12 protein-coding genes are annotated in these 21,049 nt (G+C 63.6%); 2 read left to right on the forward strand and 10 right to left on the reverse strand.

What is annotated here, in order from left to right; all coding sequences use genetic code 11:
- The 5 genes from ACOYYX_RS16060 to ACOYYX_RS16080 form a co-directional block, all read right to left on the reverse strand.
- On the reverse strand, positions 1 to 1,698 hold the full coding sequence (locus ACOYYX_RS16060; protein ID WP_422930923.1) for a S41 family peptidase: 1,698 nt from the start codon (positions 1,696 to 1,698) through the stop codon (positions 1 to 3).
- Between the two features lie 601 nt (positions 1,699 to 2,299).
- A complete protein-coding gene (locus ACOYYX_RS16065) occupies positions 2,300 to 4,105 on the reverse strand; it encodes a CRTAC1 family protein (RefSeq protein ID WP_422930924.1) in 1,806 nt (601 codons plus the stop codon).
- Positions 4,106 to 4,212: 107 nt separating this feature from the next.
- Positions 4,213 to 7,323 (reverse strand): multiheme c-type cytochrome, encoded by a 3,111-nt coding sequence (locus ACOYYX_RS16070; RefSeq protein ID WP_422930925.1) that lies wholly within the window; start codon positions 7,321 to 7,323, stop codon positions 4,213 to 4,215.
- A gap of 89 nt (positions 7,324 to 7,412) precedes the next feature.
- The gene (locus ACOYYX_RS16075; RefSeq protein ID WP_422930926.1) at positions 7,413 to 7,895 is read right to left on the reverse strand and encodes a hypothetical protein; all 483 of its coding nucleotides are present in this window, start codon (positions 7,893 to 7,895) and stop codon (positions 7,413 to 7,415) included.
- A 721-nt stretch (positions 7,896 to 8,616) separates the two neighbouring features.
- Complete coding sequence (locus ACOYYX_RS16080) at positions 8,617 to 9,498, reverse strand: tetratricopeptide repeat protein (protein ID WP_422930927.1); 882 nt, start codon at positions 9,496 to 9,498, stop codon at positions 8,617 to 8,619.
- Between the two features lie 329 nt (positions 9,499 to 9,827).
- On the opposite strand from ACOYYX_RS16080, the gene ACOYYX_RS16085 reads away from it, so the two are divergent.
- A complete protein-coding gene (locus ACOYYX_RS16085; RefSeq protein ID WP_422930928.1) occupies positions 9,828 to 11,087 on the forward strand; it encodes an argininosuccinate synthase in 1,260 nt (419 codons plus the stop codon).
- Positions 11,088 to 11,168: 81 nt separating this feature from the next.
- Here the strand turns inward: ACOYYX_RS16085 and ACOYYX_RS16090 are convergent, their stop codons facing one another.
- Positions 11,169 to 12,518, reverse strand: a complete 1,350-nt coding sequence (locus ACOYYX_RS16090) for a CCA tRNA nucleotidyltransferase (RefSeq protein WP_422930929.1) — start codon at positions 12,516 to 12,518, stop codon at positions 11,169 to 11,171.
- Positions 12,515 to 13,153, reverse strand: a complete 639-nt coding sequence (rsmD, locus tag ACOYYX_RS16095) for a 16S rRNA (guanine(966)-N(2))-methyltransferase RsmD (RefSeq protein WP_422930930.1) — start codon at positions 13,151 to 13,153, stop codon at positions 12,515 to 12,517. Before rsmD ends, ACOYYX_RS16090 begins: the two co-directional genes overlap by 4 nt.
- Positions 13,154 to 13,548: 395 nt before the next feature.
- Here rsmD and ACOYYX_RS16100 point away from each other — a divergent pair, with 395 nt between their 5' ends.
- A complete protein-coding gene (locus tag ACOYYX_RS16100) occupies positions 13,549 to 14,472 on the forward strand; it encodes a cyanophycinase (protein ID WP_422930931.1) in 924 nt (307 codons plus the stop codon).
- Between the two features lie 79 nt (positions 14,473 to 14,551).
- Here ACOYYX_RS16100 and ACOYYX_RS16105 read toward each other — a convergent pair whose 3' ends face one another.
- The 3 genes from ACOYYX_RS16105 to ACOYYX_RS16115 all read right to left on the reverse strand — a co-directional run bounded on the left by ACOYYX_RS16105 (position 14,552) and on the right by ACOYYX_RS16115 (position 20,989).
- Positions 14,552 to 14,752: a hypothetical protein gene (locus ACOYYX_RS16105; RefSeq protein ID WP_422930932.1), complete on the reverse strand. Its 201-nt coding sequence runs from the start codon at positions 14,750 to 14,752 to the stop codon at positions 14,552 to 14,554.
- A gap of 480 nt (positions 14,753 to 15,232) precedes the next feature.
- Entirely contained in the window at positions 15,233 to 18,787 is a 3,555-nt protein-coding gene (locus ACOYYX_RS16110) for an efflux RND transporter permease subunit (RefSeq protein ID WP_422930933.1), read from the reverse strand.
- Positions 18,788 to 19,291: 504 nt separating this feature from the next.
- Positions 19,292 to 20,989, reverse strand: a complete 1,698-nt coding sequence (locus ACOYYX_RS16115) for an ABC-F family ATP-binding cassette domain-containing protein (protein ID WP_422930934.1) — start codon at positions 20,987 to 20,989, stop codon at positions 19,292 to 19,294.
- Positions 20,990 to 21,049 lie beyond the last annotated feature (60 nt).

Genomic DNA, 21,049 nt, shown 5'->3' on the forward strand with positions numbered 1-21,049 from the left:
TTATCGGACGGCGTTGAGCCGACGCTTCGCATAAAGCAAGGCCTGGTCGAGGACCTGGTCATGCTGCGGATCGCCGAAGATCTGCTCGTTCGAGGCGACCGAATTGGTCGTGACCCCCTCGTCCTCCACGGGCGGCTTGGCGTCGACCCTGACGGTGATATCGGGTTCCACACCCTGCTCGCTGTAAGGACGATTCTTGGGGGAGTAGAACTTGGCCGTCGTCAGCTTCAGGCCGGCGGGGGCCGACCGGAGGGTGAAGATGCTCTGAACCGACCCCTTGCCGTAGCTGCGCTGACCCAGGATCGTCGCCCGGTTGTGGTCCTTGAGGGCCCCCGCGAGGATTTCGCTGGCACTGGCGCTGTCGCGGTCGATGAGGACCGTCATCGGCATCGTCCAGTAGGCCTTGGCCTGAGCCCGGTAGACCTGAGTCTGGCCGGCGGCTCGGCCTCGGGTCGAGACGATGATCCCCTTGTCGATGAACCGCTCGGCGATCTCGACGGCCACGTTAAGGAGGCCGCCGGGGTTGCCGCGGAGGTCGAGGACCAGGGACTGCATCCCTTCCTTGCGGAGTTCGGAGATCGCGTTGTCGATTTCCTCGGTCGAGTTCTTCTGGAACCCCGTGAGCTGGATGTAGCCGATCTTGTTCGCCGAGTCGATGATCTTGGACTGGGCGACGCTCTCAACCTCGACGTGACGTCGGACGATCCGGTATTCCTGCTTCGTCCCGTCATTGTGAAGGATGGTGAGCGCGAGCGTCGTACCCTCGGTCCCCTGGAGCTTGCCCGCGGCCTCGTCGAGGCTCAGGCCCTTGACGCTCTGCCCGCCGACTCGCGTGATCTGGTCGCCGATCTTCAGTCCACTCTCGAAGGCGGGCCCGCCTCGGATGACGCCGACGAGCCGAAGCCCCTCCTTGTCGAGCTTGAGCTCGATGCCGAGGCCCACGAAGTTCCCGTCGATCATCGCGTAAAGGTCGTCGAGCTTGTCGGGGGTCAGGTAGCTCGTGTAGTCGTCGAGCATGTCGCAAGCTGCGAAGGCGAACTCGAGGATCACCGCGGCCGACCCGAGACTCACCGACTGCGACGAGAGATTGCACGCGGCGAGCACCTCGGTCTTGGCGGAGGTGCGGTCGGGGATGTAGAGGTTCTGGCGACGCCACCGCAGGTCGCTCCGGAGTCGTTCTACCTGCTCGGACGCATTCGTGATGCCATTGGTGCGGAGGAACTCTGGGTCGCGAAGGGCGACCTCCATATTGTCGAGGCCGCGTCGGACGAGGGGCTCGACGGCGACCGGGTCGACGTAGTGCGACTGGATCCGCTCGAGGAGTTCCTCATAGAGGGCCATCGCCTTATCCCGAGGCAGCTTCAACAGGACGTTGCGGAAGCTCTGGTCCTGGTAGCGTCTCGCGAGCTTGTAATGGGTCTCGCAGAGACGTCGCCGGTGCGAGAACTCGAAGAAGCTCGGCCACTGCTCGATGGCCTCGTCATACGCGTGGATCGCGGCCGACCAGTTCCGCTTGCGCTCGAGCTCCAGGGCCTTCTGTAGCGCCGAGTCTCGGTCGGAGACGCTCGTGGCCTTGGGCCTGGCAGCGTCTGGCTGGGAGGTATCCTGGGGGGGGGAGGACCAGGCGACCGGGAGGCTCGACCAGGTTAAGGCAAGCGAAAAGAGCCAGGTTGCTCGACGAGATATCAGGGATCGCATCGCCTTCGATCCTCCCACTGCGGAGCGCAATGAAGGAGGATCGCGGTACGGACTGATCGGGGAATTCGCGCGGTCGCGGAAAGAGCACGAGAAGGTACGTCAGTTCGACGCCACCCGAGTTCGGCTCAAATTCGCTCGACCGGACCGTCCCATAGCCGCCCTGATCCTCCCGCACGCCGCTCCATGGATGCTGTGCGCTGGAGTTGCTCATATTAAGGCGGGCACGACACCAGAGGGCGAGGCGATTTGACGCCCCAAACCGCCCTTGGCCGGTCCGGATCAAGCGGCCCAAACTCCGTTCGGGCCTCTCGTTCGATCCAATTATAACACAGCTAGACGACCGGCAAGTGCATCCCAGTCGCTTTGAAAAAACTCCCCAAAGTTTGAAGAGAATAGAGGCCGATCGTCGATAATACTGAGACGGGAACCTCGAAGTTTGAAAAAATGTCGGTCCCCTGTTCGGCCACGACACCTGGGGATCGCGCGAAACCCGTCCTACCCTTCCCTCAATGTCTCATCACTTCACGAGTCCAGGGCGGGTGAACGGCCCCGCGGCCTCGAATCGTTGAGGACGCGAGGTTCGGATCGAAACCCTTCCGAATTACTTGAGTAGCCCGGCTTCCTCGTCGATCGTGTAGACTCGACCGGCATCGAGGCGGCCGACTGCGGTGGTCTTCCCCGAAGGCCAGACGATCGAGACGTCGTCGGCATGATCCCACGACCCAAGCCCGAACGTGAGCGGGAGCTCGACTGACGAGAGATAGCCCTTGGCCGGGAAGAGCTGGCGTCGCTGCTCGACCTCGCCGGACTTCACGACGACCTTGGCCCCGATCCCATCCCGGTTGGAGGTCTGCCCCTTCAACTTCAGCCGGAGCCAGCGGTTCTTGTCGCCGCCGTCGTTGCGGAAGAGGTGGGCGGCGGCCCCGTTGGCGGTGAGGACCACGTCGAGGTCGCCGTCGCCGTCAATGTCGGCGTAGGCGCTGCCTCGCCCCACGATCGGGCGGAAGAGGTCAGGCCCGGCGGAATCGGCCCCGACGAGGGCAAACATGGAGCGTCCGGGGAGCCCCGTGTTCCAGAAGAGTTGTGCCGATTGCTCGTAAGTCTCCGAGGCCTGGACCTTGGCGATGTCGCTCTCGAGGTGGCCGTTCGTGGAGAGCAGGTCGAGCCGGCCGTCGAGGTCGTAGTCGAAGAAGAAGAGCCCGAACTTGAGGGGCGGCTGCGTCGGGGCTCCCAGGCCATAGAGGTTGGCCAGGTCCGAGAACTGGAGGCTCGGCGGCTCATCCGTGACGTAAAGCGCGGTCATCTCGTTGGCGAAGTTGCCGATGGCCAGGCCGAGCGAGGGGTCGTTCTTGAAGTGGGCCCAGTCGATGCCCATCGCCCCTCGGGCCGATCCCCCCTGGTCGAATCCGATCCCTGCCGTGGCCCCGATCTCCTCGAACTTGCCCCCGCCCATGTTATGGAAGAGGAAGTTCGGCACCGTATCGTTGGCAATTGCCAGGTCGACGAACCCGTCGCCATCGATGTCGTAGGGCGCCACGCCCAGCGACTTGGCCATCGGGATCTTCAACTCGGGCGTGCGGACCCGGATCCCCGAGTCCTCACTCACGTCGCTGAACTTGCCCGAGTCGTTTCGCAAGAGGACGCAGAAGCCCCCCTGGAAGGCGTTGGGAGGGCCATACGCCCTGCCCTTGCCCGTCCCGGCCAGCTGGAAATTCTGCCCGCGATCGACCTCGGCCGACCAGGCCACATAGCAGCAGACGAAGAGGTCGAGGTCGCCGTCGTTCTCCAGGTCGAAAAACGTTGCGCTCGTGAGCCAGCCATCAGACCCTTTAGCCCCGGTCTCCCCGGTGACGTCGACGAACTTCGCGCCGTCGTTCCGATAGAGGATTCCGCCGCCGAGGGCACTGATATAGAGGTCGGGGTCGCCATCGTTGTCGTAATCGCCGACGGCCACTCCCATGCCGTAATGGACCTGGCCTAGGCCCGCCTCTTTTGTGACGTCGTCGAAGTTCCCCTTGCCGTCGTTGCGGTAGAGGGCCTGGGTCGGCTTCGAGTCCGACTTCGACCCGGGCCAGGAGGACGAGTTCACGAAGTAGAGGTCCTGATCGCCGTCGCCGTCGTAGTCGAGGAAGGCGACGCCGGAGCCCATCGTCTCGGGCAGGAGCTTGTCACCGGTGGCGCCATTCGAATGCTTGAAGGTCAGGCCCGCGTCCTTGGTGATCTCGACGAACTTCACCGTCGGCAATGCCTCAACCTTCACCTCAGGAGGCTTGGCGGGCGCGACCGCCTTGGAGACGGCCGTCGGCTCCGACTTCGATGTGCAGCCCCCAACCGCTCCGATCCCGGCGAGCATGAGCGACGCGAAGGCGACTCGGGCCCATTTCCTAACAAATAATAATGAAATCATGCGATCCAGCTGTGTTCGTAAGGAGAGGATCGAAAGCGAGCTTTCAACCTTATTCGCATTCGAATGATGCAAGGCCGACCCGCGCGATCGCCCGAACCTACGGCAACTCATTCCTCGGCCTCCTTACGAAGCACATCGGGCGAGCGGGCCGTCTTCAAGGCCTCATCGACTCCAGGCGCGCCGTCGCGATGGAGCGAGTGGATCACGATCGACTGGGCGTTCTGGTCGGCCGCCTGGCTTTCGCGCCTCGCGATGGAGACGGCCCGCCCTTCCGCCGTCTCGTCAGGCTTGAGCATCTTGTGCAGGGCCTTATGCGAGGCCTCCAGGGACTTCGTGAGGGCATACCGAAGGCCGGGGTCGGTGGCCCGATCCCAGGCCGGTCCCAGGCGCTCGACGACCTTGTGGAGCGGGTCGAGCCTCGATCCGAACGTGGGAGGCGGTTCCGCCTGGAGCTTGCCGACGAGCGCCGTGAGCTGCCAGGCCTGGCTATTCGCCTTGGCGATGGGCGTAGCGGGGTCGCCCAGCGAGTCGCTCAAGGCCAGGATCTCATCCACGGTCGGGCCTTCGCCGACGGTCGGCTTGGGCTTATCCTGTGGCTTGCCGGCGCTCCAGGCCGGGTCGCCGTAGGCGAGTCCCAGACCGTAGTGGGCCGCGACGTTCTCGCTGTCGATCGCGATGGTCCGACGATAGGCCTGGATCGTCTTCGACAGAAAGTCCTTCCGCGCGGGGCTCTGGATGGGCTCGATCCTCGCCCTCGAATAACTGGCGGTCCCCAGCACGTTGAGCACCTCGTAATCGAGGCTGAAGTCGAAGGCTCGCTCCGGGATCTTCGTGGCGAGCACCGACTCGTAACTGGCGATGGCATCGTCGAGGAGCCCGTTGCGGTCGTTGATCTGGCCGGTCAGCCAGTTGATGACCCAGGGGGCCGCGGGCTGCTTGTGCTTCGCCGCCTTCTCGAGGGCCCCGAGGGCATCTGGGATGCGGCCTTCGCGCAGATAGACGCGGGCCAGATTGACCCAACCGTCCGCCTTGCCGAGTTCCGCGACCTTCTGGAAAATCGGCTCGGCCTGCTTCAACTCGCCCTTCTGTCCCCCCTTGTCCGCCCCTTCGAGGAAGAGGCCGATGCCGTAATCATTCCAACGCTGCCAGGCGTCCTTGATCGGCGAGGGAGTGTTCTGAACCGGGCTGCCCCCTTCGACCGGGAGCTGGACGGAGTCGCTCGCCATCACGACAACGGGCAACTCCGGCCCCTTCGCCTTGCCGAAGATGTAATCCATATATTTGCGGTCGAATTTGCGATAGTTGACCTTCGCCTCGAGGGTGATCGGCCCCTTGACCCGCTCGTCGACCTTGAGGCCGAAGTGGACGACCTGCCCTGCTCCGGGCGGGATCTGCTTGTTGTAGAGCGGGACGAAGATATCCTGCGGGTTGCGGCGATCGATGCGGTGGCCGTCTCGGTCGAGCATGTAGACGTTGATGAAATGCGAGTACGGGTCGACCGTCCCGTCCTCGCCGATGCCGCCGGATCGGCCGATGACCTTGCCGTCGGCCCTGGCGATCAACTCGACCCAGATCTCGTTCGAGTCCACCGTCCCCTGGCTGAACGGATGCCCCAGGCCCAGGGTCCGGACCACGACCTCGACGAGATAGTCGTGCTTCGGCTTGAGAGACGGGACCTCGGGCCTGAGCGGGCCGAGGAAGGCTCCGTCGATCCCTCCTCCCTCGCGAAGTGCGAAGAGGTCGACGCGGACCTTGGCGTCCTTCAGGAACTTGGCGTGGGCCTCGACGACTTCCTTGTTGCCAAGGAAGGTGGGGAGCCCCGTGTTGGCCCCGAGGAAGAGGTGATTGTGGATCTCCCTGCCACCCTTGCCGTCGAAGTCCCTGGCGCCGAAGTCCGTCGAGGCGACGAAGTTCATGTGGCAATTGACGCATTGCCCCTTCGCCTCGGGCGGGTAGTAGAAGCTGCGGGCGCCGTGGCCCGAGACGCCCGAGAGAAGGAACGTGTCGTAGTGATTCTGGCCCCGGAGGAAGTCCTTGTAGTGGTTCAGGGCGAACGGGATCCCCACCTTGTGGCAGGTGGAGCAGAACTTCGAGTCCTTGATGACCGGCTTCAGGAACGTCTTCTTGTGCATCTCCGGCTTTGCCTTCACGAGCGTGTTGTTGACCCACTGGAGCAGCGGGTTGTCGCTCGAGGCGAACGGGTAATGCTGGGGCTCCTCGATCGTGTAGTCGGCGTTGCCTCGCGTGCTGTTGACGTTGGTGATCGAGTGGCAAACCGTGCAGGTGATCCCGGCCTGGCTCGACTTCGTGCTCACGTCATCATAATTCGGGTCGTCGAACTCGCCCGAGAAGAACGGCACCGGGTCGTGACACCCCGCGCACCAGCGAGCCCCCTGCGTGTTGCCGTCGCGCTTGAGCGAGACCTGCCGGGTCTCGCGAACGCTCGAGAGATAAGCCTTGTTGTTGAACGAACTGAAGTGGTGCGCCGAGTGGAACCAGCCCTTGTACGCATCCTGATGGCACTTGAGGCAGTAGTCGTCCATCATCATCGTCTCGGCCGGTATGAACTTCCCGTTGGCCGTGACCGCCTCGGACGGGAAGAAGTAGCGCTTCCCCTCGCGCGGCCCCTTGGTCCCGAACGACCTCGGATCTTGCGAGTGCAGGACGGCCATGATCACGACGAAGGCCGAGACGACCCCACCCAGGCGCCTCGCCCATTCCCAGCGGATCCGAGGCCCCGCCAGCCGATGCTTCACGTAGAGCGCCACCGCCAGCAACGGGGCCGAGACGTGGAGCCAGTATCCGACCGATCGCACTTGTGGGTCCCGAACCTCGAAGGCGTCGAAACGGACCAGGATCAGGCCTGAGACGAGGATGACCAGCGTACAGGCCAGCAGGACGAGGCCGTAGTTGATGGCTTCCTTGTTAGGTCGCTTCCACGACGTGACGAGGTGGGCGAACCCGAAGATCAGGAAGGGCGTGATGATGGCGAAGCCGAGCATCAGGTGCAGGAACACCATCAGCATGTAGAACGGGGTCTGCTGCGTGGTCCCCTGCCACCAAGTCAGCGCGGTGACGCTGGCAAGATAGACGCCATTGGCCCCGAGGAGCGCGAAGCCCCCCAGGATGGTCCAGAGCAAGGGGCGCAAACGCGGGCCGACGGCGGGCTTGTAGACCCGTCCCCGACGGTCCTTCATGGGGCGAGCGTTGCCGGACATGGAGCACTCCGCGACGCGGCGACGTCCCTTGAGAGACCCCGCGTCCTCGATGATCGGATGAAAACAAAGGTCGGATCGATATCGGATCGTCAGTACGACGACACTTTCGCCTGGGGCACATCGACGTGCAACCCTTTGAGTGTCGCCTGGATCTCCTCGCGGAGGTCACCGTACGCGGTCTCGGGCAGGTGCCAGACCATCACGAGCGTGTCGGCCGGGCGGGGGAAACCGATGACGATGCGGCGCGTCGCCTGCAGTTCTTGCCCCTTCGGCGCCGTCGCGACCCCGATGCCGGTCGGAGCCAGGGCATCCCCGGTACCTGGCGCGACGGCCTCGAGGCGGGCCGCCTCGACCGAACCCAGACGCTCGATCGTCCGCGAGACGATGTTCATCCCTGGCAGGCCGACGAGGCGATGATAAAGCGCCTCGGAGAACATCGCGGCATCCCCTCCCGGCATGGGCAGGGAGCGGTAGACGACCAGCGACGAGCCGTGAGGTCCCGACCAGGCGGCCAGGGGAGTGCCGGGCACGGCCCAGGTCGATTCGGGGACGCTCCGCCACTCTTTCGGCATCGTGTATTCCAAGCCCATCCTCGCCGAGGGGGGCGTGGGGCCGCATCCCGTTATCATCGGACCCAGGACCGACAGCAATCCCAGCCCGATGAGTCCCGGCGCAAGGCGTAATCCGCCGTGCATGTCGTCTCTCGTCCCGTCAACACCCGCATCGGTCTAAGTCCTCGCCCGCTCCGGCTCAATCGAGCCAAGTTTGGGCGAACGCCAGGGCCTCGTACGTCAGGCCAACCGAGGCGGCCGGTCGATGCGATTGGCGACTCGGACCTCGGTCACGAGCGACAACTCAGCGAATCGGACGTCCCCCGTCACCATTGGGCGGACTTCCGCAGTCAGGTTGAGGGATAAGGGCTCTGCGCCGATTCTGGCATTCGACCTGGATGGCAGGAATGAGGTGCAGGGAAGCGGAACATAGTGGGCAATCGGGTTGGGGAAATCCGCCCGGAGAAGTTCTGCGGTAGGAAATGGATCGATGGATCGCGTGAGGCCCAAGGCCGGGCGTTCCTCGTGATGACAGCCCATGGCATTCACCGATTTGGTAGCACTTCCGACCCAGAACACCGCAACGAGGGTGAGGATGAAGTGCCACCAGAGCGAATGCTCCGCCCGATTCACGGCGAGGAAACTCCCGGGTTGATGGATTATGGAGAGCTCGAATGAGTCAAGTTCAATTATAGTGCAGCCTCGACTACGACTGTCAAGGCAAACCGAGGGGGGCCATCGGTCACTTCAGGCGGATCGCCTTGGATCGAGCCGTCAAGGACTCGACCTCTTTTTTAGTACGCCGATCCTGATGGCCTGCTGAGAGATAGGAAACATAAGCGTCGATGGTATTCGCGAGTTCGGGGTCGTCGGGGGCGAGTCGTTTCTCGCGGATCTCGAGGACGCGCTTGAGTCGTTTCTCCGCAGCATCCCACTGCTTGCGACGGGCCTCAACGTTGGCGAGGGCCTCGAGTGTCGCGGCAACGTCGAGATGCTCAGTCCCCAACGTCTTCTCCTGGATCGCGAGGGCCTGCTTGAGGTACCGTTCCGCCTGGTCGAGCAGCCTGGCCGCAGCCTCCGCCGGGTCGGGCGGGTCGACCATGAGGGCAAAAGTGGCCAGGAGATAGAGGCTCTTGGCTGTCTCCGGATTCTCGGGGCCGAAGCACTTCCTACGAATTGCATGGGCCCGTAGCAAGAGCGGTACGGCTTCCTTGAGGTTCTCGGTCCGTGCCAGAAGCAAGGCCAGGTCGGTGCAGGTCGAAGCCACGCTGGCGTGTTCCGCTCCCAGGGTCGTCTCTCGGATCGTCAGGACGCGCCTGAGCTGGGCCTCGGCCTCGTCTAGCTTGCCTCGAGCCGCCAGGACCCACGCGAACTTGTTCAGGTCCGCGGCCAGGGTCGGATGCGTCTGGCCCAATGCCTTCTCGCGTAATGCGATGGCCGCCCGGAAGTCGTTCTCCGACTTGTCCCAGTGGTGCTGGCGATACGCCTCTTCGCCCTCCCTGAGCAGCTTTTCCGCCTCGGCCGCCAGGGAACCGGACAGTCGTTCAGGCTCGCTCTGGCTCCAAGCCAGGGACGGCCATGCGAGCAGGAACAGGCTCAGGCCTCGGGTCAATGCACCCCGCATCATCGCCGCTCCTTCGCGATGAATTCGCCAATCGATCTCGGGCGTTTCCGCCGGTCCGAGACACATGAGCCGGCACAATACTCAAGAAACCGGAATCGGTCGACGCGGACCTTGGATAACTCGACTTTTCGAGCGAGTCCGGGCCGTTGAACAAAGTGTGGGCTGATGATGGATGGGCCGAAAAAACGGCGTGTTTGCGCGCGTTTCCGAGTATGCCGAGGGGTTGATCGGGAGGCCGGGTTGAACGACAATATCCGCGGCGGTTTCCGGTCGTGATCGGGTCCGAAATCCGGTCTCGCGCACTTTCCCTCGAGCAAGAGAACGATTCCGTGGCACGCGATAAGGTGGTTTTGGCTTACAGCGGCGGGCTGGATACGTCGGTCGCCGTCAAGTGGATCAATGAAACGTATGGTCTGGACGTCATCGCGTACACGTGCGACCTGGGTCAGGGGCAGGACATCCAGGCCATCCGCGACAAGGCGCTGAGGACCGGCGCGGTCGAGGCGATCGCGGAGGACGTCCGGAACCTGTTCGTCGACTACTTCGCCTACCCCTCGCTCATGGCCGGGGCCCTCTACGAAGGGAAGTACCCGCTGGCCACCGCCCTCGGCCGCCCCTTGATCGCCCAGTTGATGGTGCGCGTCGCGCGTGAGCACGGGGCCGTCGCCGTGGCCCACGGCTGCACCGGCAAGGGGAATGACCAGGTCCGCTTCGATGTCACCTTCCAGACCCTCGCCCCGGACCTCAAGATCATCGCCCCGGTCCGCGAGTGGAAGTGGACGCGAACGCAGGAACTCGAGTACGCCGCCAAGCACAACATCGAGGTCGAGGCGACCAAGAAGTCGATCTTCAGCACCGACCAGAACCTCTGGGGCCGCTCGATCGAGGCCGGGATCCTCGAAGACCCCTGGGTCGAGCCCCCGGCGGAGACCTTCCAGTGGACGGTCGATCCTCGCAACGCGCCCGATGAGCCCGAAGAGGTCGAGATCACATTCGACCGCGGCCGTCCCGTCGCCCTCAACGGCCGCGACACCGACGGTGCAGCGCTCATCGAGGAGCTGAACAAGATCGCCGGGCGTCACGGTGTCGGCCGCGTCGACCACATTGAGAACCGGCTCGTCGGCATCAAGTCGCGCGAGATCTACGAGGCCCCCGCGGCCCTCGTCCTCCACGAGGCCCACCGCGAGATTGAGTTCCTCACGCTCTCGAAGGAAGCCCTCCGGTTCAAGACCGGCGTCAGCCAGGCCTACTCCGACCTGATCTACAACGGCCTCTGGTTCAGCGCCCTGCACCAGGACCTGATGGCCTTCGTCGTCTCGAACCAGCAATACGTCTCGGGCGTGGCCAGGGTGAAGCTCTTCAAGGGGCTTGCCATGATCGTGGGCCGGAAGAGCGAGCACAGCCTCTATCGGCACGAACTCGCCACCTACGAAGAAGGCGACCAGTACGACGCCTCGGCCGCCCAGGGATTCATCAAGATCCACGGCCTCGGCCAGACGACCCAGGCCAAGCACCAGATGCTCAAGAACTCCGGCCGGACGCATCTCGAGCTGCCGAGCATCATCCCGCCGACGCCCAAAGCCAAGTAATCCGCCGCTGTTCTCGGAGAGGGAGGCTCATCTCCCTCTCCGAGCCTCCGCTCATGTCGCTTTCCCCTCACCCGCTCGTCGTCACGAGTCGGCGTGTTCCTGAGACGCAAGCCGCTGATCGAGCCATTCCAGGGCCTCGCGCTTGCTGTTCACAACCCGATCGAGCTGTGCCTCGCGGATCTGATCCAGTAGCCCCGCGAAATGGACGCCCGGCGTGAGGCCGTGGCGCACGAGGTCGTGCCCCGTCACCAATGGCGGCGGATTGATCGGGCCCGTCGGCTGGGCCTGCATGTAATATTCGCAATATTCGACGTGCGGGCACTCGCCGAACGAGGCCAGGGCATCCGCCCGATGCAGGGCCAGTAGTTCATCAATCCCCGGCATGGCGAGCATGCGCTTGAGCTTCGACTCGCGCAGTTTCTTCGCCTCGCCGAGATACTGGTGGTATTCGACCAGCCAGGCGATCCGCTCTCGCTCCATGTTCGAGAGCTTGAGTCTCCGGCAAACGTCGACCGCGATTTGCCGACCGACCTGCTCGTGGTGATGGAAGCTGAACCGGCCGTTGTAGGTCGACTTCGTCGCCGGCTTGCCCACGTCGTGCAGGAGTGCGGCAAAGGCGAGCGGGAAGCTAGGCACGGGCGGGAGCAGGTCGAGCACGAGCAGCGTGTGATCCCAGAGGTCCCCCTCGGGCTGCATCGGCTTCCCCTGGTAGATGCCCCTCATCGGGACGATCGGCGGCAGGATTGCCGCTGCAAGCCCCAGGTCGAGCATCTCCTGGACCGCCCCGGCACGGTTCGGATGCACCATCATCCGGCGAAGTTCCTGGGCGATCCTCTCGGCCGCGACGACCGAGACCTCCCTGGCCATCTCCCTGATGGCGGAGCGCGTCAAGGGCTCGATCGTCAGGTCGAACCGGGATGCGAAACGGACCGCGCGCAGGAGTCGCAGCTTGTCCTCGGCGAAGCGGGCCCGCGGATCGCCGATGGCGCGGAGGACCCTGGCATCGAGGTCGTCCTTGCCGCCGACGTAGTCGATGACCTCGTCGGAGAAGGGGTCGAGGAACATCCCATTGACCGTGAAGTCGCGTCGAGCAGCGTCGAGTTCGGGCGAGCTGAAGACGACCGACTCGGGATGTCGCCCGTCGATGTAGGCTCCATCGCTGCGGAACGTCGCGACCTCGACCTCCCCTCCTCCGCGGTTGTCACGCACGCGGACGACGCCGAACGAGATCCCCACGGGGATCGTGCGGTTGGGGAAAAGCTCGATGACCTGTTCGGGAGTGGCGTCGGTCGCGACGTCATAGTCCGCCGGCGTGAGTCCCAGGATGAGGTCGCGGACGCAACCTCCGGCCCAGAGCGCGCGGAAACCCGCCTGGCGAAGGCGGCCGACGACATCGGTCGCGAACCTTCGTCGCGCGTCCTTGCCATTCATGACGGGTCCTCAACGTCCTCGACGCCGGAATCCTCGACTTCGCCTTCGGCGGCCTCTTCAGCCTCAGGGGGCGGGTCGCTCGTCAGGAACCGGACAGCGATCTGCGTCCCGCCGTAGCGCCGCACGTCCCAGAGCGGCTCTTCCGGCAGGATGTCCTCGTCGAGCCTGGCTCTCGACTCGAGCGCCAGGGCCGAGCCCCTAGGTAGCGAGCTCGTCAAATGTTCGAGCAGTCGCTTAACCTTCTTCTGATGGATCTCATAGTCGCGATAGGGCGGATCGATGACGACGATGACCGGGTCGTCGCTGCCGGGATCGTAAGTCAACGCCCAGCGATAGGCATCCGCCAGGTGGACGCGGCACTGCCCCTCGTAACGAAGCGTGGCGACGTTGCGGTGGATCAGCCCGATGTTGTCGCGATTCCTCTCGACGAAGATCGCCCTCGAGGCGCCTCGACTGAGGGCCTCGAGCCCCAGGGCACCCGTCCCGGCGAAGAGGTCGAGGACCACCCTGCCCTCGACGGCCTCGCCCAGGATGTTGAAGATCGATTCGCGCACCAGGTCGCTGGTGGGCCGCGTGGAACTACCGCGCGGGCCATCGATCTTGTGTCCTCTGCGCTGTCCGGCAATGATACGCATCGACCCCAATCCGAACCAATGCCGCGCGGTAAACCCATCATCGTTCGCGCCGCCAAACATGCATTTTAGTGGGAAGCGTCGTCCCGGGAAAGGCCGAGGGCCTCGCGTCCACGCGCATTCACGCCGAGAAATCGTCGCAGACTCATCAGGGTTCACGTCTTGTGGTTGGTTCAACGTCTCGGAATAACTCTCCGAAGTCTTGAAGAACGCCTCGACACGCGCGAGGACGTTTAAAAGTCGGCCTTCTTCCTTCCAGATCTATAAAGAGCAAGCAAGTGTTAGTTTTGAGCGATATTGCCGACCCTTGCCGGGCGTGTTGGGTCCGTTAAACTCGGACGACCTGATTCGTCGGGCCGGAGTGACGACCTCATCGATCCTGGGAGACGTGACGACACATGCGATCGACTTTCACCGTGTTACGCCGCGTTGCAGTCCTCGTGGTGCTGAGCCTGGCGACCTTACCGCTCCGCGGAAGAGCGGACGACTCGCCTCAAGCCATCACCGATCCGACGAGGATGCCTATCGGCCCGAAGGCGGGATCGCTCCTGATCGTGGGTGGGGGACAGTTGCTGCCGCAGATCGCCGAGCGGTTCGTCTCCCTCGCGAGCGGCACTGATGCCGAGGTCGTGCTGATCCCGACGGCCATCGAGGGAGAGCACCTCGACCTGGACGCCTTGAGTCGGCAGATGACCGAAGTCTTCGGATTCAAGCATGTGACAACCCTGCACACGCGGGATCGCGCCGAGGCCGACTCGGAAAGCTTCGTGGCCCCGCTGAAAACCGCCAAGGCCGTCTGGTTCGGAGGGGGGCGGCACTGGCGGCTGGTCGATTCCTACCTGGGGACGCGGACCCAACGCGAGATTGAGCGAGTCTTGGAACGCGGCGGCGTGGTCGGCGGCTCATCGGCCGGCGCCACGATCATCGGCTCGTTCCTCGTTCGAGGCGCACGGGAGGGGAACCACATCATGGTCGCCCGCGATTATCAGAGGGGGTTCGGCTATTTGCGGGACTCGGCCATCGACCAGCATCTCCTACCGCGAGCTCGCGCGGAGGACCTGGTTCCGGTCATCGCAGACAGGCCTGAACTCCTGGGGCTCGGCATCGACGAGGCGACGGCCATCGCGGTTCACGGCGATGCCTTCGAGGTGATCGGCCGCGGCGTCGTCGGGATCTACGACGGCAAAGATCACGACGGCAAGCCCTACTATTTCATAGCCCCGGGCGAGCATTTCGATCTCAGGGCACGGAGACGTGCGAGCCTTAAGAAATCGGCTCCGCCCGCGCACATCGCCCCATTCCCGAGGCCATCGATGCCGTGAGGTAGGCCAGGAATTAGATAGGTCGACTGCACGGCGTCAGGCACGAGAGGCACTGGCGCCGTGGTTGGCGTGCGAGACGTCAGTTCGACCCGAGGCTTGAACGGCCTTGCGAATCGGCGTTGCTGGTTCGATCGTGGTTCGAGCCATTCTTGAGGGCCGAATCCCACGAGTTCCGCGCCATCTGGTATTCGGCCCAGGCCTCCGGTTCGGCCTGCAGGGCCGCGAGAGAGGCTTCGTAGTTCTGCCAGTTCCGCAGCAAGTCTTCGCGCAAGAGAGGCATGACTTCAACCTCCTCATCGGGGAGTTAGGGACCGGGGTGTTCCGTTTTCAAGACGACTGAAAGAGCCGGGCTCAGGATTACTATCGAGTTCTGGAGACGATGATCTGAGGCCAAAACAGTCCTCAAATCTCATTCTTTATAAAGTTTATCGTGTTAGTGATCTTTGTCAAGTCGCAATCCTGCAGTTCAACGAACGCTTGACAGGGTATGTCCCTTGTGGACCACGCACGATGCAAGGTGTAGCTGCACTCCGCGTACCGAAGTCTTCAGCTTCACTCCTGGCTCATACAAGTCATCCCGAATTCATGTGGAATCGGACATGTTGAGTTTCAATGCGACCAAGGTGGGCGAAGTCTGTCGTGAGAAATAGCTGGGGTCGAAGTGAAGAACGCCGTCTTGTGGCGCGGCCAGTGTTGTGGCAAGCGTCACGAGACGGCGGTTCGCGAATTTGCTGGACGGTTTGGATGACCAGTCAGGCGATCACTTCTGCTCAACGAGAACGGCGGCCTCTTCCTCGAGTTCGGCGGCAGGCCGAGATTGATCGGGGAGCTTCGGCGTCCCGACGGCTGGCTTGATCTTGAGGAAGCGGCCGGAACGCTGACCCAAGTGACGCAGGGAGCGGAGGGAGATCAACTCGAGCGGGATGCCGAAGATCAGCCGCGACCATTTCGAGGCGAAGACCTTGCTCTCGCCCAGCCAGTCGATGATGAAGAAGAAGACGGGCGTGAGGAAGACACCGAAGAGCGTCACGCCGAGCATGCCGCTGAAGACCGTCAGCCCGAGCGTCCGCCTCATCTCGGCACCGGCACCGTCGGACAGCAACAGTGGCACCACGCCGAGGATGAATGCCATCGAGGTCATGACGATCGGGCGGAGGCGAAGGCGACAGGCTTCAAGAGTCGCCTGACGGCGAGTCGCCCCCTGCTCTCGCTTCACCTTGGCGAACTCCACAATCAGGATCGCGTTCTTGCTCGCGAGGCCGACCAGCACGACGAAGCCCACTTGCGTGAAGATGTTGATCTCCGATCCGCTGACCATCACGCCGGTCAGCGCCCCGAGCAAGCACATCGGGACGACCATGATGATCGCCAGCGGCAAGGCCCAGCTCTCATACTGCGCCGCCAGCACCAGGAAGACCATGACGACCGCGAACCCGAATACCAACATTGCCGTGTTGCCCGCCTGGCGTTCGAGGTAGGCAAGCTCGGTCCACTCGATCGACATCGACTCCGGCAGTTCGTGGAGTGCGAGTTGCTCCATGATGTCGATCGCCGAACCCGAGCTGATCCCGGGCGCGGCAGAGCCGTTCAGCGGGGCGGCCGGGTGCATGTTGTATCGGGTGAGGACGAGCGGGCCGGTCTGCTCCTTGATGTTCACGACCGATCCCAGGGGGACCATCTGACCGCGTGCGTTGCGGACGCGTAGCCGGTGGATCTCCTCAGGGCGATTTCGGAACTTCGAGTCGGCCTGCACGATGACTTGCCAGGTGCGGCCCAGCCAGTTGAAGTCGTTGACGTAGCGGGAGCCGAGGAAGACACGCATCGCGTCGAAGAGATCGGCGATGGCGACCTCCTTCCGGAGGCACTCGACCCGGTTCACGTCGACGTAGAGCTGCGGCACGCTCGCTCGGAAGACGGAGGCCAGGCCGACGAGGGCTGTCGAGCGGCTGGCGACCTGTGCGAGGTTCTCGGTCTGCTCCTGGAGCATCTTCGAGCCGAGTTCGCCGCGGTCCTCGACCATGAGCTTGAAGCCGCCGGCACGCCCCACGCCTCGGACGGGCGCAGGGCCGAGCACGGTCGAAATGGCCTCGGGGGCTCCGGCGGCGAAGCGTTTGCGCAACTCCGCCACGATGACCTCGCTATTCAGCGAGGGCTTCCTCGGCATCTTGAGCCAGCCCCTGACGCGAGCTTCCAGTTTTGGCTGCTTGAGCCAGTCGAAGAACCGGTTGATGACTGGGTTGGGACGTTCGTCGAACGGGGCGAAGTTGATGATCATCGAGCCGAAGTTGGAGCCGCTCGCGCTGAGCAGCATCGACTGACCCGACTGGATCTGCGTGTGACGCACGCCCGGCGTGTTGTGGGCGATCTTCTCCAACTTCTTGAGGGTCTCCCACGTCCGCTCGGCCGAGGCGGCGTCAGGCAACTGCACGTTCCCCATCGCGTATCCCATGTCCTGCGACGGGATGAACCCCTTGGGAGTCTCCTTGAACTCCCAGTAAGTCACATATACAAGACCGCCGTAGACCAGCAGGACGAGCGGGCTGACGTACAGCAGCAAGCCGACGGTCCGCGTGTAGACCTTCGTGGAGAAGTTGAACGCGCGATTGAAGAGGCCGAAGAAGGCGCTCAAGAGCCAGTTGATTAGGCCGGCGATAATCACGGCCGCCGCGACCCCGATCAGCACGGACGCATAGGGGGCGACCCGCGGCATCAGGTGCTGCTTGATCAGGATCGACTGGAGGAACTCGTAGCCGAGGAACCCGCCCACGATGGCGAAGAACGGACGAGGCAGGACCGCCCGCTTCGTCTGGGATCGGGGCTTGAGGAGCATCGCCGCGAGGGCCGGGCTGAGCGTCAGCGAGTTGAACGCCGAGATCAACGTCGACGTCGCGATTGTCAGCGCGAATTGCCGGAAGAACTGGCCGATGATCCCCGAGATGAAGGCACAGGGGACGAACACGGCCGAGAGCACCAGGCCGATCGCGATGACCGGCCCCGAGACCTCGTCCATGGCCCGCATCGTGGCCGCCCTTGGCGATAAACCGTGATCGATATGATGCTCGACCGCCTCGACCACGACGATGGCGTCGTCGACCACGATCCCGATCGCCAGCACGAGACCGAAGAGGGTCAGATTATTGAGGCTGAACCCGAACGCCAGCATGACGGCGAACGTCCCCACGATCGCCACGGGCACGGCGACGAGCGGGATGATGGCGCTCCGCCAGTTCTGCAGGAAGAGGAGCACGACCACCGAGACGAGCAGGATCGCCTCTTCGAGGGTCCGATAGACCCCCTGAATCGACTCGCGGATGAACGGGGTCGTGTCGTAGCGGATCTCGTAGGCGACGCCCTTGGGGAAGTCGGCCTCGAGCTCGGCGAGCTTGGCCCGGACGAGGTCGCCCGTATCGAGGGCGTTCGCGTCGGGCAGGAGCCAGATCGTCATGCTGACCGAGGGCTTGCCGTTAACCTGGCAGTTGATGTCCTGGTTCTTCGGCCCGAGCTCGACGCGAGCCACGTCCTTCAGGCGAGTGACCCTGCCATCCTCGGTCGACTTGATGATGATGTCGGAGAACTGCTCGACCGTGATGAGCCGGCCGAGCGTGGAGAGGGGGATCTGGAGCACCTGCCCGGGGGCCGCCGGCGCCTGGCCGATCTGCCCCGTCGAGACGGACATGTTCTGTTCCTGGATCGACTTGACCACGTCGCCGGCGGTCAGGCTCCGAGCCGCCAGCATGTCCGGGTCGACCCAGATGCGCATGCTGTAATCGCGCTGCCCTTGCATCGTGATGTCGCTCACGCCGGGCACCCGCGCGATCTCTTCCTTCATACGCACCAACACATAATTGCTCAAGTAGAATTGGTCGTAGAGCCCCCCCGGGGAGTTCACGGCGATCGACATGAGCATGTCGGGCGATTTCTTGCGTGTATTGACGCCGGTCTGCTTGATGACGTCCGGCAAGAGCGGCAGGGCCAGGCTCACGCGGTTCTGGACGAGGACCTGGGCGACGTTGAGGTCGACCCCCTGCTTGAAGGTCACGGTCAGGTTGTAGGCGCCGTCGTTGGTGCACTGCGAGGACATGTAGAGCATGTTCTCGACGCCGTTGACCTGCTGCTCGATCGGCGTCGCGACGGATTCGGCCACGACCTGCGCGCTGGCCCCCGGATAAGTGCAGTCCACCTGGACCGTCGGGGGGGCCACTAGGGGATATTGCGCGACCGGCAGGGAGAAGAGTGCGATACCCCCCGCCAGGGTGATGACGATCGAGAGGACGGACGCGAAGATCGGTCGGTCGATGAAAAATCGCGAGATCACTGCGGATGCTCCCCGGGAACTCCGAAGCCAAGCCGACTGCCGACCCGGTCTGCCTCGAGCCGGATTCGATGCGATCGAATCAAACGGGGCTCGATCTCGTGGCCAGGATGTGAGTGCGGATCACTGATGGAGGGGGGGAGCGAAGCATGCCACCGACAATGAAACGCTGGATATGCACTGGGACCCCAAGGCTCTCGCTCTGAGCCTAACTCGTGCACTTTTCTGTGCGTCTCGGAGCAGCATTATGGCCGAAGAAAATCATCCGCACCAGAAAATCATCGGAAAATCGCGACGTGGTTGTCCCAAAGATACAACGAAGTATCGGAGGACTGGACTTTGCTTCGTGAAGCGACATCGCCCGGTGGAATCTGGCGATCCGTCGATCATCGACGATCGGTTCTGAACCGAGACGTGAAAAGCAAAATCGACTCGGCCGGGGAGGTTCCCAGCCAAGTCGATCGAGTTAATGGGAATGATTCGGGAGCTGAACGAAGACGGCCGTCATCAGGCGACGGAGGCATCCCGTCGCTTCGACGAGTTGCCGTCCTTTTCCTTGGCTGACTTCATCGAAATTCCGCGCGTCAAGACGGCGAACGGGCTCTCGGAATCCTGACGTTTGAGCTTCTGATAGAGGTAGCTGTCGTAGTCGCAGGGGAAGACGGTGACCTTGCCCGTGTCGACCTCGATCACCTTAGTCGCAACGGCACGGATGAAGTGCTCGTCGTGGGAGATGAAGCAGAGTGTCCCCTCGTACTCGCTCAGGGCCTCTTCCAGGATGTCGCGGCTGGCGATGTCGAGGTGGTTGGTCGGCTCGTCCATCATGATGAAGTTATGGGCGACCGTGAGGATCTTGGCGAGGCAGAGCCGGGTCTTCTCACCACCCGAGAGGGCGCTCACCGGCTTGTCCACCGCGTCGCCACTGAAGAGGAACGAGCCGAGGAGGTGCCTCAGCGACCCTTCGCTCGCCCCGGGATGGACCGAGCGGAGGCTGTCGATGACCGTCGACTTGAGGTCGAGCGCCTCGACGCGGTGCTGGGCGAAGTAGGTGGAGAAGACGTTCGAGCCCAGGACCTTCTCCCCCTTGTTCGGCTCGAGGATGCCCACGAGCAGCTTCATCAGGGTCGTCTTGCCCGCGCCGTTGGGACCAACCAGCACGATCTTGTCGCCACGCTCGATCGCAAGGTCGAGCCCGGCGTAGACGACCTTGGTGCCGTACGAGAAGCTGATCTGATTCAGCTTCGCGACGACCTGGCCGCTGCGGGGCGGCTCGGGGAGCTTGATCCGCATCGTCGAGTTGTCGGTCTGCGGGGCGTCGATCCGCTCCATGCGCTCGATGGCCTTCAGGCGGCTCTGGGCCCGAGCGGCGGTGGCGGCGTTGGCGCGGTTGCGGTCGACGAAGTCCTGCATCTGACGGAGCTTCTTCTGCTGACCGTCGAACGAGGCCTGGTGGACGGCCAGCCGATGCTCTTTCTGAGGGATGTGCGCCGAGTAGTTGCCGGTGTACGTGTGCAGCTTGCCGACCTCGAGCTCGAACGTCTTGGTGATGACGCGGTCGAGGAAGTCTCGGTCGTGGCAGGTGATCAGGATGGCGCCGGGGTACGACTGGAGGAAATCCTCGAACCACTTCACACTCAGGAGGTCGAGGTGGTTCGTCGGCTCGTCGAGGAGCAGCAGGTCATGCTCGAAGGCGAGGAGGCCGCCCAGCGCGAGGCGCATGGCCCAACCGCCTGAGAGGCTCGCGACCGGGGCATCGAGCTGAGCGATGGAGAACCCGAGGCCGAGCAGGATCCCCTTGGCCCGCGCTTCCATCTCGTAGCCGCCGGCCGAGATGAAGGCCTCCATGGCGTCGTCATAGTCTTCGAGGGCCTTCGGGTCGCCGATCTCGAGTCCGGCCATGACCTTCTTGAGTCGGCGGTCGGCCTCTGTCCAGGGGCCGAGGTGATTCAGCATGTTCTCGAAGACCGTCCCCTCCTTGAGGGGGTGGATCTCCTGCGGCAGGTAGCCGATCGAGCACTTGCGGTCGCGGACGAGGTTGCCGCCGTCCAGGTGCTCCTGGCCCATCAGGACCTTGAAGAAGGTCGACTTCCCTGCACCGTTCTTGCCGAGGAGGCCGATCCGTTCTCCCCGGACGATGGAGGCGTCGATTCCGTCGTAAAGCGTTTGCCTGCCGAAGTTTTTCCGGGCGTCGATCAGTCGAATCATGGCGACAAAGGATCTCGGAGGTCTCGGTGTGCCGAGGCCGGGGTCGCGAGGTCCAACCGG

This window comes from Singulisphaera chitinilytica (assembly GCF_049331405.1).
Classification (GTDB): Bacteria; Planctomycetota; Planctomycetia; order Isosphaerales; family Isosphaeraceae; genus PoT.

Excerpts from the sequence above, each read along its gene's own strand:
- ACOYYX_RS16080 (WP_422930927.1), bottom strand. The coding sequence starts at position 9,498 with ATGCGGGGTGCATTGACCCGAGGCCTGAGCCTGTTCCTGCTCGCATGG.
- ACOYYX_RS16090 (WP_422930929.1), bottom strand. The coding sequence starts at position 12,518 with ATGAATGGCAAGGACGCGCGACGAAGGTTCGCGACCGATGTCGTCGGC.
- ACOYYX_RS16115 (WP_422930934.1), bottom strand. The coding sequence starts at position 20,989 with ATGATTCGACTGATCGACGCCCGGAAAAACTTCGGCAGGCAAACGCTT.
- ACOYYX_RS16105 (WP_422930932.1), bottom strand. The coding sequence starts at position 14,752 with ATGCCTCTCTTGCGCGAAGACTTGCTGCGGAACTGGCAGAACTACGAA.
- ACOYYX_RS16060 (WP_422930923.1), bottom strand. The coding sequence starts at position 1,698 with ATGCGATCCCTGATATCTCGTCGAGCAACCTGGCTCTTTTCGCTTGCC.
- ACOYYX_RS16100 (WP_422930931.1), top strand. The coding sequence starts at position 13,549 with ATGCGATCGACTTTCACCGTGTTACGCCGCGTTGCAGTCCTCGTGGTG.
- ACOYYX_RS16070 (WP_422930925.1), bottom strand. The coding sequence starts at position 7,323 with ATGTCCGGCAACGCTCGCCCCATGAAGGACCGTCGGGGACGGGTCTAC.
- rsmD (WP_422930930.1), bottom strand. The coding sequence starts at position 13,153 with ATGCGTATCATTGCCGGACAGCGCAGAGGACACAAGATCGATGGCCCG.
- ACOYYX_RS16075 (WP_422930926.1), bottom strand. The coding sequence starts at position 7,895 with ATGCCGAAAGAGTGGCGGAGCGTCCCCGAATCGACCTGGGCCGTGCCC.
- ACOYYX_RS16065 (WP_422930924.1), bottom strand. The coding sequence starts at position 4,105 with ATGATTTCATTATTATTTGTTAGGAAATGGGCCCGAGTCGCCTTCGCG.